The sequence below is a fragment of the Actinomycetospora lutea genome (assembly GCF_028737205.1).
In the GTDB taxonomy this organism is placed as follows: Bacteria; Actinomycetota; Actinomycetes; order Mycobacteriales; family Pseudonocardiaceae; genus Actinomycetospora; species Actinomycetospora lutea.
This window is the reverse complement of the sequence record NZ_JAQZAL010000004.1, coordinates 159,258-172,389: the sequence shown is the minus strand read 5'-3', so window position 1 is coordinate 172,389 and position 13,132 is coordinate 159,258. Positions and strand designations below refer to the sequence as shown.

Here is a 13,132-nt window from a genome sequence, read left to right as displayed (position 1 = left end):
TCAGCTCTTCGGGGCCTTCGTGGCGTCCGCGGTCGCGGTGGCCGCGGACTTCGGCGCGTTCTTCGGGCCCTGCTTCTTCGGGGCCGTGCGGGCCGCGGCCTTGCGGGTGGCGCTCCGGGTCTCGGACGCCAGCTCGTCGCCGGCCTCCTTGATGTCCTCGGAGAGCTCCGACCCGGCCTCGGCCACCGTCTCGGCGGCCTCGGCGGCCACGCGCTGGGTCGCGCGGGCGGCGCGCTCGCCGACCGAACGGGTCTGCTTGGTGACCCCGGCGAGGACGTCCTCGCCGCGGACCCGGACGCCCTCGACGGCGTCCTCGAGGCGACCCTCGATCTCGGTCGAGACCTGGTCGACGGTGTCGAGCGCCTGCTTGACCTGCGGCTGCGCCTTGATGTCCTTGTAGGTCGACTCGCCGCGCCTGACGAGGTCGGTGTAGACGCTGCGGACGGCGGCGAGGTAGCTGTCCACCAGGCGGCGGAAGTCCTCGGTTGTCAGCTTGGAGCGCAGCTCCTGCAGCTCGGCCGGGAGGTCCTCGACGCGGGCCTGCACCTCGGTGGCGCCGGCCTGCACGCGGCTCACGGCCTCACGGGCGGACGCGACGGCCACGTCGCCGAGCCCGAGCACGGCGAGCGCCGGGTGGCGCAGCGGGTCGATGGCCTCGGAGACCACCTTGTTGGCCTGGTCGCGGGCCTCACGGACGTCGAACTTGGTCGGGAAGGTGACCGGCATGGTCTTCTCCACTCCTGGGTCGGTGGTCGTTCGTGCTGTCGTCCTCGGTCGCGGCGCTGGGCCCGACGACGGTCTCGACGGCCGCAGCCACGGCACTGCCGGCGTCACTGCCGGAGTCACTGCCGGCGTCGTCGGCGGCGTTGCCGCGGCGGAAGGACTCGTAGATGTCGTGGAGCACCTGCTTCTGGCGCTCGGACAGGTCCGGGTCGGCCGCCACGGCGTCCAGCACCGGCGAGGACTCCCTGGGTTCGAGAATCCCGGCGCGGACGTACAGCGCCTCGGCGGAGATCCGCAGGCCGGTCGCGATCTGGGCCAGGATCTCGGCGGACGGCTTGCGCAGTCCGCGCTCGATCTGGCTCAGGTAGGGATTGCTGATCCCCGCGACCTTCGCGAGCTGACGGAGGGAGACCTCCGCGCCCTCGCGCTGCCGGCGGATGTAGCCCCCGATGTCGTCGACGGCCTGGCCGATCTTCTCGACCCCGTCGCCTGCCACCGGGAACCACCTCCTCCGATCTCGCTGACACCCACGCTAACACGAGTGCTAGCTGATGCAAGCATTCTGCTTGCGCTGGTCACGTGGGCTGTCACACACACGGACGGGCGACGGAGCTAGGCTCTCGGGCGATGGCGGTGGGGCCCGCCGACAACCGCGCACCGGTGCGCCAACGGTCCCTGGACCCGCGACGACGCGCGTGCCCAGGAGGAACGACGATGATCGACCGAGAGCCCCCCGACCCCGACGCCGACCCCGACGCCGAGGACGTCGTCGCCGGCCGCCCGCCCGGCGCCGCGGTCCTGCGCGGCCAGGGACGGGCGGTCGCCGCGGTCGCCGCCGGCGGCGTCCTCGGCTCGCTCGCGCGCTGGGCGGTGGGCGTGCTCCTGCCGACCGCCCCCGGTGGGTTCCCGTGGGCCACCGTCGGCATCAACGTGCTGGGCAGCCTGCTGATGGGCGTGCTGGTCGTGGTGATCACCGAGGTCCGTGCGGCGCACCCGCTCGTGCGCCCGTTCCTCGGCACCGGCGTCCTCGGCGGTTTCACCACGTTCTCGACGTTCGCCGTCGACGCCCAGACCCTCCTCGGGAGTGGTCACCGGGCGACCGCGCTCGCCTCCCTGGGGGTCACGATCCTCGGCGCCGTGGGCGCGTGCGCCCTCGCGATGGCCGTGACCCGGCGGGTCGCGCGATGACCGTCCTGCTCGTCGCCCTCGGCGCCGCCCTCGGCGCCCCCACCCGGTACCTCACGGACCGGTGGCTGCAGTCCACGCACGGCACCGGCTTCCCGTGGGGGACGTTCGGCGTCAACGTCGTCGCGTCGTTCGTGCTGGGCCTCGTGCTCGGCGGCCCCGCCCCGCACGCCGCGGTGCTGGCGGTGGGCGTGGGCTTCTGCGGGAGCCTCTCGACCTGGTCGACGCTCGCCTACGAGACCGTCCGCCTCGCCGACGAGCGCGCCCGCACGACGAGCGTGATGAACGTCGTCGCCTCGACCCTCGCGGGTCTCGGCGCCGCCGGCCTCGGCCTCGCCCTCGGCGCCGTGCTCTGGATCTAGACCAGCAGCTCGCCGACCGAGTAGATGATCAGCCCCGCGAGGGCGCCGACCAGGGTGCCGTTGATGCGGATGAACTGGAGGTCGCGCCCGACCTGCAGCTCGACCTTGCGCGAGGTCTCGTGGCCGTCCCAGCGCGACACCGTGTCGGAGATCAGCGTGGAGATCTCCTTGGAGTAGTTGCCGACGACGTACGAGGCGGCGTCCACGATCCAGCCGTCGATCTTGTCGCGGAGGTCCTGCTCGGTGTCGAGGCGCTCGCCGAAGCGGGCGATGCCGTCGGTGAACCGCAGGCGCAGCTGCGAGGACGGGTCCTCGGCGGCGTCGAGCAGCATCGCCTTGCCGGTGGCCCACGCCCGCGAGATGAGGGCCTGGACATCGGGGTGCTCGAGCAGCTGCTGCTTGATGGCCTCGACCCGTTCGCCGGTGTCGGGGTCGTCCTGCAGGTCGCCGGCGAACGAGACGAGGAACCGGTCGATGGCCTTGCGCAGCGGGTGCTCCTGGTCGGCCTTCACCGCCCAGGCGAACGACAGCGCCTCCGCGTAGAGACGGTCGGCGATGATCCCGTCGACGAACCGCGGCGACCAGCTCGGCGCCTGCTTGCTGACCAGCGCCATGACGGTCTCGTGGTTGTTGCGCACCCAGTCGTAGGCGCGGTCGCAGATGAGGTCGACGAGCCGGCGGTGGGAGCCGTCGGCGAGCACGCCCGCCAGCAGCCGGCCCAGCGGCGGGCCCCAGGGCTGCGCGACGACCCGTCGCGTCACGGCCTGGTCGACCACGGCCTGGATCTCGTCGTCGCGCAGCACCGTCACCGCGCCGCGCACGACGGTGGCGAGCTCGGCGGTGACCCGCTCCGCGTTGCCCGGCGTGGCGAGCCAGCCGCCGAGGCGGGCGGAGATCTGCGCGGCCCGCAGCTTCTCGCCGACCACCCTGGGCGCCAGGAAGTTCTCGCCGACGAACCCGGACAGGCTCGCGCCGAGCTGGTCCTTCTTGCGCGGGATCAGCGCGGTGTGCGGGATCTTGATGCCCAGCGGGTGGCGGAAGAGTGCGGTGACCGCGAACCAGTCGGCGAGCCCGCCGACCATCCCGGCCTCGGCGGCGGCGCGCACGTAGCCGGTGAACGCCGGTCCCCCGTTGTTCTCCCAGAGCAGGAACACCACCCACACGACCGCGGCGCCGAGCAGGAAGCCGAGCGCGACGGCCTTCATGCGGCGCAGGCGGGCGCGCTTCTCGGGGTCGTCGACGAAGCCGGTGGGCGTGGCACCCGGCACCACACCGGGCCGGCGCGGGGCGTCCTCGTCGGCCGCGGGCAGGGCGGGTACCGGCCGGAGGACGGGATCCGTCGGCGGGTCGAGCTCCGGCGCGCTGCGGCCGGCACCGCGGTCCGGTCCGTGGGCGGTCTGCACGTCCTCCAGTGTCCCACCGGCGCGGCGCGGCGCCGGGTCGCGCGTCACCCCTCCCGAGCAGCCGTGATCGATCGGTGAGACGTGCGTCACACTCGTCATGTCCCCCGCTTCGGTGAACCGGACCACCGTTGGGCGCGAATCGCGGGCAGGACAGCGAGAGTGCGTATCGCCCGGACGACGTCGCTCGTTGGACTGGTGTCGTTGTCGCCGCTGTTCGCTCCGGAGTCGCCGCGGGTCGTCCGACCGGCGGTCCCGCCGGGCGACGTCGACGCCGACGGAGCCGCTGACCCCCGAGCCGTCCCGCTGGGGACGACCCGGTCCCCCCTGCGACCGCCCGCGCCCGGCCGCAGGGGGTCTCGCGTCCCCCGGTCGCCGTGCTGCCCCACGGTGACCGGGGGGCGCCCCTTGCTCCGGGTATTGGACGATCGTCCAAGTCGTGGTACGACGAGGGGGTGGGCAACGACCGGGGACGGAGCACGCGGGCCGCGGTGCTCGACGCCGCCGCCGACCTCGTCGCCGAGCTGGGCTGGGGCCGCGTGAGCACCCGCGCGGTCGCGGAGCGGGCGGGCGTCCGCCCCGGGCTGGTGCACTACCACTTCGCCTCCCAGCAGGAGCTGCTCGCCGAGGCCGCGCTCCTCCGCATCACGACCCTGACCGGGCAGGGCCTCGACGCCCTGGAGGACGCGCCGGATCTGCGCGCGGGGCTCGCGATGCTGCGGGAGTCCGTCGCGCACGTCGACTCCTCCGACCCGCTGCACCTGCTCATGGCCGAGACCCACCTCGCCGCCTCCCGCGACCCCGCGCTCGCCGATGCCCTGCGCCGCGCGGTGGCCGACTTCCGCCGGCGGCTCGCGGGATGGCTGGTCGGCCGGGGCGTGGTGAGCGCGGTCGCGGGCGACGTCGCCGCCCTGCTCACCGCGGTCCTCGACGGGATCGCGCTGCACCGCGCCCTCGACCCGGAGCTGTCCCTGACCCGCGTCGACGCGCTGTTCGAGACCCTCACGACGTCGGGAGGTGGGTCGTGCACGCCGTGATCAGCGGTGGCGGCATCGCCGGGCTCGCGACGGCGACCGCGCTCGCCGGGCTCGGGTGGCGCGTGACGGTGGTCGAGGTCGCGCCCGCCCCACGGCGGGGCGGGTACATGATCGACTTCTTCGGGCCGGGGTGGGAGGCCGCGGAGCGCCTCGGCGTGCTGGCCGCGCTGCGCCGCCGCGGCCGGGTCTACGCCGCGGCCCGGTACGTCGACGCCGGCGGACGCACGACCGGGCGGCTGCCGCTCGCGGCACTCGCCCCGGTCGCCGGCGGGCGGTACTTCTCGATCCTGCGCCCCGAGATCGAGGAGGCGCTGCGCGAGGCGCTGCCGCCGGCGGTCGAGGTCCGCCACGGGCGCACGGTCGTCGCCGTGGAGCAGCGGGCGGACCCCGGCGCCCCGGTCGCGGTGACCCTCGACGACGGTGCCGTCGTCACCGGCGACCTCCTGGTGGCCGCCGACGGCCTGCACTCCGGGGTGCGACGGCTCGTGGTCGGCGGCGAGGCGTCGCTGCTGCGCCCGCTGGGGTTCCGGACCGCCGCCTTCATCTGCACCCACCCCGACCTCGCCGCCCGGCTCGGCGACGAGGTGCTCCTCACCGACGTGGTGGGCGGACAGGTCGGGATCTTCGCCGTCGACCGCGAGCGGGTCTCGGTCTTCGTGGTGTGCCCCGGGGGCACCCCGCTCCCCGACGACCCCCGGCGGGCGGTCGTCGACGAGCTGCGCCGCCACGGCCCGTGGGCCGCCGCGGTCGCCGACCGGGTGCCCGACGCCCCCTGGCAGGACGTCGTCGCGCAGGCGGTCGTACCGCGGTGGGTGCACGGGCGGGTGCTGCTCGCGGGCGACGCCGCGCACGCCGTGTCGCTGCTCGCCGGCCAGGGCGCGTCGCTCGCGATCGCGGGCGGGGTGTCCCTGGCCGACCACGTCGCGGCCCACGACGACCTCGACACCGCCCTCGACGAGCACGAACGCGCCTGGCGGGCCGTGGTCGAACCCGTGCAGCGGTCGGGCCGGCGGGCCGCCGGCGCCTTCGTGCCCCGCCACCGCCGGGACCTCTGGGTGCGGCGGACCGTCCTGCACGCGGCACGGCTGCCCGCGGTGAGCCGCGGCCTCGGCAGCAGGCTCATCGGGGCCGCGACCCACTGAGGGCGGGGGACCCGGCCGGCTACAGCGCCAGCGTCGGGCGGTAGCGGCGCAGCCACGCGTCGATCTGGAGCACCGACTCCAGCTTCGCGCGGTCGGTGTCGATGCTCGGGCCGTCCTGCGGGGCGTCGATCGCGGTGCGCATCGCGTCGACGTCGAGGAGGTCGCGCACGGGGGCGTCGGGGTCGGACACCAGGTCCGCGATCGAGGTCCGCAGCGCCTTCTCGTAGCCCGGGTCCTGCGTCGACGGGTACGGGCTCTTGACCCGGTCGACGATCGAGGCCGGCAGCAGGTCGCGGGTCGCCGCGCGCAGGAGGCTCTTCTCCCGGCCGTCGAAGGTCTTGAGCGCCCACGGGGTGTTGAACACGTACTGCACGAGCCGGTGGTCGCAGAACGGCACGCGCACCTCGAGCCCGCTGGCCATGCTCATGCGGTCCTTGCGGTCGAGCAGGATCTGGACGAACCGCGTCAGGTGCAGGTAGCAGACCTCGCGCATCCGCCGCTCCTGCGCGCCCACCCCGTCGCCACGGGTCGAGCTCCGCGTCGCTGCGTCTTCCTCGACGTGCGGCACCTCGGCCAGCGCGTCGCGGTACGAGGCGTCGACGTAGTCACCCAGGTGGAGCTGGTCGCGCAGGTCGGGCGCGAAGTGCGAGGTCGAGAGGTCCAGCGGCCCGGTCCGCGCTGCCGCCATCCACGGGAACGTGTCGGCGTTGACGGCGTCGGCGTCGTGGAACCAGCGGTAGCCGCCGAACACCTCGTCGGCCGACTCGCCGGACAGCGCCACGGTGGAGCGTCCCCGGATCGCCTTGAACAGCAGGTAGAGCGAGGTGTCCATGTCGCCGATCGACACGGGCACGTCGCGGGCGGCGAGCACGGCGGCGCGGGCGTCGGGGTCCGTCAGATCGTCGTTGGACAGCGTGATCGCGGCGTGGTCGGCGGCCACGTGCTCGGCGAGCTCGCGGACGTAGGGCCCGTCGGGGGTGTCGCGCATCGGGTCGGCGGAGAACGCGTCCTCGTAGCCGACGAAGTCCACCGAGAACGACCGCACCGGGCCGGCGTCCCGGGCGCGCAGCTTCCGGGCCGCGAGCGCGGTGATCGCCGAGGAGTCCAGGCCGCCGGACAGCAGCGCGCACAGCGGCACGTCGGCGATGAGCTGGCGGTCGACGATGTCGTCGAGCAGCTCGCGGACGTGCGCGACCGTCGTCTCCTGGTCGTCGGTGTGCTCGAGGGCCTCGAGCTGCCAGTACCGGTGGACGTCGATGCCCTCGCGGCCCACCCGCACCCACGAGCCGGGGCGCACCTCGGACATCCCGCGGTAGATGCCGTGCCCGGGCGTCTTGACTGCGCCAGGAGCTCGCGCATCCCGTCCAGGTCGAGCACGGCCTCGCTGCGCGGGTGGGCGAGGATCGCCTTGGGCTCGGAACCGAACAGCGCGCCGTCCGGCGTCGGGTAGTAGTACAGCGGCTTGACGCCCATGCGGTCGCGCACGAGGAAGAGCTCCTCGCGCCGGGTGTCCCACATCGCGAAGGCGAACATGCCGTTGAGGCGCTCGACGACCTCGGTGCCCCACTCGAGCCAGCCGACCAGCACGACCTCGGTGTCCGCCGCGGTGCGGAACGTGTGGCCGCGGCCCTCGAGCTCGCGGCGCAGCTCGCGGAAGTTGTAGACCTCGCCGGAGAACACCAGCGTCAGCAGCGTCTCGCCGCCGCGCTCGATCGTCATCGGCTGGTGCCCGCCCGGCACGTCGACCACCGCGAGCCGGCGGTGTCCCAAGGCCGCCCGGCCGTGGTCACCCCCGGACAGCCACAGGCCCTCGTCGTCCGGCCCCCGGCAGCTCATCGTCGCGACCATCGGATCGACCTCGGCGCGGTCCACCCCACGCGCCAGGTCCACGGCTCTCGCGATGCCACACATGGCCACGACCTCCCCGTCGACGGTGACGGAGGAGGAGTGCCCTGATAGTTAGCTCGTGTAACTAATCTTCTTCGTCGCCCTCGGGGACGTCCTCGCGGGCCGGGCCCTCGAGCGGCAGGCAGATCTCGAACGTGGTGCCGCCCGGGCCGGTGTGCACGCGGATGTCGCCGTGGTGCTTCTTGACCACGATGCGCCAGGAGATGTCCAGACCGAGGCCCGTGCCCTCGCCGACGTCCTTGGTGGTGAAGAACGGCTCGAAGATGCGCGGACGCACGTCGTCGGGGATGCCGGGGCCGGTGTCGCCGATCTCGACGATCGCGTGCGGGCCGTCGCGGCGGGTGCGGATCGTCAGCGTCCCGGTGCCGTCGCCGTGGGCGTGCATGGCGCCCAGGGCGTTGTCGATGATGTTGGTCCACACCTGGTTGAGCTCGGCGGCGTAGGCCGGGATCTTCGGCAGGTCGGGGTCGAGGTCCTTGACGACCTGGATGCCCTCGAACTTCCGGCTCATCATCACCATCGTCGACTTCAGCAGGTCGCGCAGGTCGACCTCCTGGAACGGCGCGCGGTCGAGCTGCGAGTACTGGCGGGCGGCCCCGACCAGGTTGCCGATGCGCGTGGTGGCGTCGGTGATCTCGCCCATGAGCGTCTCGGTCTCGACCGCATAGGCGATCCAGCGCACCGCCGCCTCGATGGAGCCCTCGGGCACGGCGCGCTCGACCTTGTCCAGCCACTCGGCGTCCAGGCCGCCGGCGACGAGCACCGGCGCGAGGTCCCAGGCGCCGCCCACGCCGCGCTCGTCGAGCCAGTCGCCCAGCTCGTCCTCGGCGTCCGAGGCCTCGAGCGCGGAGAGGTCCGGCGCGGTCTCGGCGCGGTTGACGGCGTCCTCCTGCAGCTCGACCAGCTGCGCCACGGTCGGGCCGTCGAGCTTGCCGCAGGCGAGCAGGCCCAGCTTGTGGCGCATGCCGGCCACGCGGCTGCGCAGCGACTCGGTGGCGCGCTGCGCGGCGGCCGCCGGGTTGTTCAGCTCGTGGGTCAGGCCCGCGGACAGCGAGCCGAGGGCGAGCAGGCGCTCGCGCTCGCTCTGGATGGTCGACGTGCGGCGCATGCCGACGACGAGACCCTCGAGCAGGTGGATCGGCAGCGGGAACCAGTTCCGCAGCGCCTCGGCCCACTCGGCGGCGGGCAGGGCGAGGAACGTCGCGTCCCTGGTGGCCCGCAGCGTGTGCTTGTAGGTCTGCTCGGCGTCGGGGATGTAGGCCTGGGTCGAGCCGCCGTAGGCGCCGCGCTGCGACGTGCGCGTGGTCTCGACCTCGTCGCCGCGCATCGTCTGCAGCATCGCCAGCTCGCCGGTGAGCAGCACCCAGAAGCAGCTGGCCGGCTCGCCCTCGCGGCAGACGGTCTCGCCGGCGGAGAACGCCACGACGTCGCCGTGCTCGGCGAGCCAGTCGAGCTGGGTGTCGTCGAGCTTCTCGAAGAGGAACAGCCCCCGCAGCTCGTCGCGGGTCATCTTCTCGGGGAGCTGCTCTGTCACACCCGCGGAGCCTGCGAAGCGGGACGCCGGAAGTTCAGTCATCGGTTCTCCAGCCATCGGTGCACCAGACTCACCGCCATCGCGCCCTCACCGACCGCGGACGCGACGCGTTTGACCGAATCGGCCCGGACGTCGCCGACGGCGAAGACCCCGGGCACGGACGTCTCCAGGTGGAACGGATCCCGGTCCGGTTCCCATCCCGCCGGGGCGCGTCCGTTCTCCTCGCGGGGCAGATCGGGGCCCGTGAGGACGAACCCGCGGCCGTCACGGGCCACCACGCCGTCGAGCCAGTCGGTGCGGGGCGCCGCACCGATGAACACGAACAGCCAGGACGCCTCGACGGTCTCCTCGTCGCCGGTGTTCCTGTCACGCAACGTCAGCTTCTCGAGGTGGTCGGTGCCGGCGGCCCCGACCACCTCCGTACTCGTGCGCACCTCGATGCGCGGGTTGGCCTCGATCTGCTCGATCAGGTAGTGCGACATCGAGGCGGTCAGCGACGGGCCCCGCACGAGCATGACCACCTTGCTGGCGTGCCGGGAGAAGTTCATCGCGGCCTGGCCCGCCGAGTTGGCCCCGCCGACGACGTAGACGTCCTGCGCGGCGCACGAGGCGGCCTCGGTGGCCGCGGCGCCGTAGAAGACGCCCTGCCCCGTGTGGTCGTCGAGGCCCGGGCACTCGAGCATCCGGTACGAGACGCCGGTGGCGAGCACGACCGCGTGCGCGGTGATCTCCGAGCCGTCGTCGAACCGGACGACGCGCGCCCGCCCGCGGGGCTCGAGGGCGGTGACCGTGCGGGTCGTGAGCACCTCGGTGCCGAACTTCTCGGCCTGCAACCGCGCCCGCGTGGTCAGCTGGTCGCCGGAGACGCCGTTGGGGAAGCCCAGGTAGTTCTCGATCCGGCTCGACGTCCCCGCCTGCCCACCGGTGGCCCGGGACTCGACGAGCACCGTGCGCAGGCCCTCGGAGCCGCCGTACACGCTCGCACCCAGCCCGGCCGGCCCGCCGCCGACCACCACGAGGTCGTAGACCTCCTCGGACGCGGTGGTCGCGAGGCCGGCGGCCTCGGCCACCTGCGCGTCGGTGGGCTGCACGAGCGCGCGCCCGTCCTCGGTGATCACCACGGGCAGCAGGTCGGGGTCGGCGCCCGCCGCCTCGAGCAGCCGCGCGCCCGCGGGCTCCTCGGCACGGTAGAAGTCGTAGGAGACCTGGTTGCGGGCCGCGAGGTCGCGCAGCTCGTAGGAGCGCGCCGACCAGCGGTTGCCGACGATGCGGATGGTCGCCGAGGGGCGGTCGGCCGACTCGCGCCACGCGGTGAGCAGCCCGTCGACGACCGGGTAGAGCTTCTCCTCCGGCGGGTCCCACGGTTTGAGCAGGTAGTGGTCGAGGTCGACCACGTTGATCGCGGTGATCGCCGCCTCGGTGTCGGCGTACGCCGTGAGCAGCACGCGCCGGGCCCGGGGGAACAGGTCCATGGCCTGCTCGAGGAACTCGACGCCCGACATCCGGGGCATCCGCTGGTCGGCGAGGATCACCGCGACCTGCTCGCCCCGCAGCGCGATCTCGCGCAGGGCGTCCAGGGCGGCGGGTCCCGACTCCGCGCGCACGATGCGGTGGTGCTCGCCGTACTCGCGCCGCAGGTCGCGGGCGACGGCACGGGACACCGCGGGGTCGTCGTCGACGGTCAGGATCACCGGGCGGGCCACACCCTCCAGCCTAGGCCGTCGGTGGTCGCTTCTCGATCGATTGAGCACCGGTTGCGCGCAGCGCGAACGGCTCAGTCGCCGCCGCTGCCGCCGCCGCTGTCGCCGCTGTCGCCACCCGACTCCGAGGAGCCCGTGTCCCACCACGAGGAGTCACCGGAGTCGCTCCCGCCCCCGCCGGTGAGCGGGGCGTCGCGAGCCGCGCGGATCTTCGCGTCGAGCTCGGCGGCGAACCAGACGACGAACGCGGCGGCGGCGGGCGAGAGCCGCTCGGGCACGCGCCCGGACGGCCGGACACGCCCGCGCCGGGCCCGGCCGAGCCGGATCAGCCACGCCGTCCCGTCGTCGTCGACGAGCGTGCGGCGCGGCACCGGGAACGTGCCCCGCACCTCGCAGTGCAGCCGGATGCCCTCGACCCCGATCTCCCACCGGCGCCGGCCGGCGGGCCCGAACCGGCGCGCGGTGAACACGGGGCCGTCGGGGCCGCTCGCCGTCATGAGCCCGGAGCGGGCGCGCAGGCGCAGGCGGCGCCGTCCGTCGTCGAGGAACGCCGCCCGACCGGGGTCGAGCTCCCCTGTCGGCGTGCTCCCCTGACTGCTCCGTCTCCCGGCTCCGCCGCGCTCCGGGCGGTCGCGGACGGTCACGGCGCCGGGCACGTGGTCGACCTCGACGAGGTAGCGGACGCGGTCCTGCTCGTCGCCGGCCGGCTCCTCCGGCGGGCGCACGGCGACCGGCTGGCCCACCCCGTACTCGCGGACGTCGTCGCGCACGCGGCGGCGCACCGCCGAGACCAGCTGGTGGATCAGCCCCCAGAGCAGGAACGGCGCCAGGACGATCACCGCGGTCAGCACGTTCACGGCGCCGTCGTCGGCGATCCCCGGGGCCGGCGAGGGGTCGGAGCCCACCGCGATCGCCGCGGCCACCCCCGCGAGCACGAGGGCGCCGAGCCACCACAGGTAGCGCTGGTGGCCCAGCCGGCGCGGCGACCACCGGGGCGCGGGACCACCGTGGGCGGGGCGCGCGGGGTCGAGCGTCGCGGTCACGGGCGGTCCTCCTGGGGCTCGAGCGTCTCGTGGGCGGCGGGGCCGTCGGGGCCGTCGGGCGGCGGGTGACCGGCCCAGGCGTCGGCCACCGGCTCCGGGCGGGCGGCCCCGTACTCGCGGCCGTACCTGCGCACCCGGTCCTGGTGGGTCTCGAGCTCGCAGAACATCCAGAGGCAGAACGCGACGGCGTCGGGCGTGAGGTCCTCGGGGAGCCGCCCGTGCGGACGCAGGCGCGCCGCGCGCCCGCCGCGCAGCTGGTCGAGCAGCGAGGGCGTCCCCATGTGCACGAGCCACGCCGTGCCGTCGGGCTCGAGCAGGGTGCGCCGGGGCACCGGCTGCAGGCCGTGGACCTCGACACCCAGCCGGCGCCCGTCCAGCTCGAGCTCCCAGCGGGCCCGGTGGTGGCCGGGACGCGCGTGGCGGGTGGCGCGGTGGCGGACGTGGCCGTCGCGGCCGGTCGCGGTGAGCGTGCCCCGCCCGCTGCGCAGCCGGAGGGTCTCGCGGCCGGTCTCGACGACGCGGTGCCGCCCGCCCGGCACCGCGCGCTCGACGATCCGGGCGGCGTCGGCGACGTGGTCGACGTCGACGTGCAGGAGCACCTCCTGCGGGGCCCGCGCCCACGCCCGCTCGCCGGGCACGACGGCCGGCGCGGCACCGCGGGCGGGCTGCCCGGTGCCGTGGACCCGCACGTCGTCGCGCACGCGGCGGCGCACGGCGGTGACGAGCTCCAGCCCGGTCATCCACACGAGCACCGGGGCCAGCAGGAAGACCACCACCACCACGGCGAGGGCGCCGCCGTCGGTGAGACCCGGTCCGGGCGAGGTGTCGAGCGCGATCGCGAGGCCCACGGCCGCGGCGGCGAGCACGAGGGACCCGGCCCACCACAGGTAGCGGTGGTGCCCGAGGCGGCGCGGCGACCAGCGCGGCGCCGGGCCACCGCCCGGCGGCCGGTCGTCACACGTCGTCGCGGTCATCGTCCCTCCCCCTGATCAGCGTGAACGCTACGGAGAGAGACGACAAGCCGGATCACTGGACCATCAGGGTGAACCAGCACGTGCTCCTGCGTCCCATGTGAGCACTTTCCGGTGCTCCAGCACC

Annotated in this window: 11 protein-coding genes and 1 pseudogene; 4 read left to right on the top strand and 8 right to left on the bottom strand. The window is 74.5% G+C overall.

What is annotated here, in order from left to right; all coding sequences use genetic code 11:
- Both PHK61_RS06720 and PHK61_RS06715 read right to left on the bottom strand, forming a co-directional pair.
- Window positions 1-726: a hypothetical protein gene (locus PHK61_RS06720; protein WP_274280198.1), complete on the bottom strand. Its 726-nt coding sequence runs from the start codon at window positions 724-726 to the stop codon at window positions 1-3.
- The gene (locus tag PHK61_RS06715) at window positions 689-1,219 is read right to left on the bottom strand and encodes a helix-turn-helix domain-containing protein (protein ID WP_274280197.1); all 531 of its coding nucleotides are present in this window, start codon (window positions 1,217-1,219) and stop codon (window positions 689-691) included. The genes PHK61_RS06720 and PHK61_RS06715 overlap by 38 nt, the downstream gene beginning before the upstream one ends.
- A 218-nt stretch (window positions 1,220-1,437) precedes the next feature.
- On the opposite strand from PHK61_RS06715, the gene PHK61_RS06710 reads away from it, so the two are divergent.
- Window positions 1,438-1,911 carry a fluoride efflux transporter FluC gene (locus PHK61_RS06710; RefSeq protein WP_274280196.1) on the top strand — a complete coding sequence of 158 codons (474 nt, stop codon included), beginning with the start codon at window positions 1,438-1,440 and terminating at the stop codon, window positions 1,909-1,911.
- Complete coding sequence (locus PHK61_RS06705) at window positions 1,908-2,270, top strand: fluoride efflux transporter FluC (protein ID WP_274280195.1); 363 nt, start codon at window positions 1,908-1,910, stop codon at window positions 2,268-2,270. Before PHK61_RS06710 ends, PHK61_RS06705 begins: the two co-directional genes overlap by 4 nt.
- On the opposite strand, the gene PHK61_RS06700 is transcribed toward PHK61_RS06705, so the two are convergent.
- Window positions 2,267-3,673, bottom strand: a complete 1,407-nt coding sequence (locus PHK61_RS06700; RefSeq protein WP_420791362.1) for a DUF445 domain-containing protein — start codon at window positions 3,671-3,673, stop codon at window positions 2,267-2,269. The two genes, PHK61_RS06705 and PHK61_RS06700, sit on opposite strands and share 4 nt — an antisense overlap.
- Before the next feature lie 452 nt (window positions 3,674-4,125).
- Here PHK61_RS06700 and PHK61_RS06695 point away from each other — a divergent pair, with 452 nt between their 5' ends.
- Window positions 4,126-4,707: a TetR/AcrR family transcriptional regulator gene (locus tag PHK61_RS06695; protein WP_274280194.1), complete on the top strand. Its 582-nt coding sequence runs from the start codon at window positions 4,126-4,128 to the stop codon at window positions 4,705-4,707.
- Entirely contained in the window at window positions 4,695-5,849 is a 1,155-nt protein-coding gene (locus tag PHK61_RS06690) for an FAD-dependent monooxygenase (RefSeq protein WP_274280193.1), read from the top strand. The genes PHK61_RS06695 and PHK61_RS06690 overlap by 13 nt, the downstream gene beginning before the upstream one ends.
- Window positions 5,850-5,868: 19 nt before the next feature.
- Here the strand turns inward: PHK61_RS06690 and asnB are convergent.
- From asnB to PHK61_RS06665, 5 genes and pseudogenes are all read right to left on the bottom strand, one after another.
- Window positions 5,869-7,760 (bottom strand): annotated as a pseudogene (gene asnB, locus PHK61_RS06685) (asparagine synthase (glutamine-hydrolyzing)).
- A 61-nt stretch (window positions 7,761-7,821) separates the two neighbouring features.
- Window positions 7,822-9,267 (bottom strand): ATP-binding protein, encoded by a 1,446-nt coding sequence (locus PHK61_RS06680; protein WP_274280311.1) that lies wholly within the window; start codon window positions 9,265-9,267, stop codon window positions 7,822-7,824.
- A gap of 62 nt (window positions 9,268-9,329) precedes the next feature.
- Window positions 9,330-10,994 carry an NAD(P)/FAD-dependent oxidoreductase gene (locus tag PHK61_RS06675; protein ID WP_274280192.1) on the bottom strand — a complete coding sequence of 555 codons (1,665 nt, stop codon included), beginning with the start codon at window positions 10,992-10,994 and terminating at the stop codon, window positions 9,330-9,332.
- 71 nt (window positions 10,995-11,065) lie between these two features.
- On the bottom strand, window positions 11,066-12,034 hold the full coding sequence (locus PHK61_RS06670) for a hypothetical protein (protein WP_274280191.1): 969 nt from the start codon (window positions 12,032-12,034) through the stop codon (window positions 11,066-11,068).
- Window positions 12,031-13,008 (bottom strand): hypothetical protein, encoded by a 978-nt coding sequence (locus PHK61_RS06665; RefSeq protein WP_274280190.1) that lies wholly within the window; start codon window positions 13,006-13,008, stop codon window positions 12,031-12,033. Before PHK61_RS06665 ends, PHK61_RS06670 begins: the two co-directional genes overlap by 4 nt.
- Window positions 13,009-13,132 lie beyond the last annotated feature (124 nt).

Coding starts and splice junctions, on each gene's coding strand:
- PHK61_RS06720 (WP_274280198.1), bottom strand. CDS start 726: ATGCCGGTCACCTTCCCGACCAAGTTCGACGTCCGTGAGGCCCGCGAC.
- PHK61_RS06710 (WP_274280196.1), top strand. CDS start 1,438: ATGATCGACCGAGAGCCCCCCGACCCCGACGCCGACCCCGACGCCGAG.
- PHK61_RS06705 (WP_274280195.1), top strand. CDS start 1,908: ATGACCGTCCTGCTCGTCGCCCTCGGCGCCGCCCTCGGCGCCCCCACC.
- PHK61_RS06680 (WP_274280311.1), bottom strand. CDS start 9,267: ATGACCCGCGACGAGCTGCGGGGGCTGTTCCTCTTCGAGAAGCTCGAC.
- PHK61_RS06665 (WP_274280190.1), bottom strand. CDS start 13,008: ATGACCGCGACGACGTGTGACGACCGGCCGCCGGGCGGTGGCCCGGCG.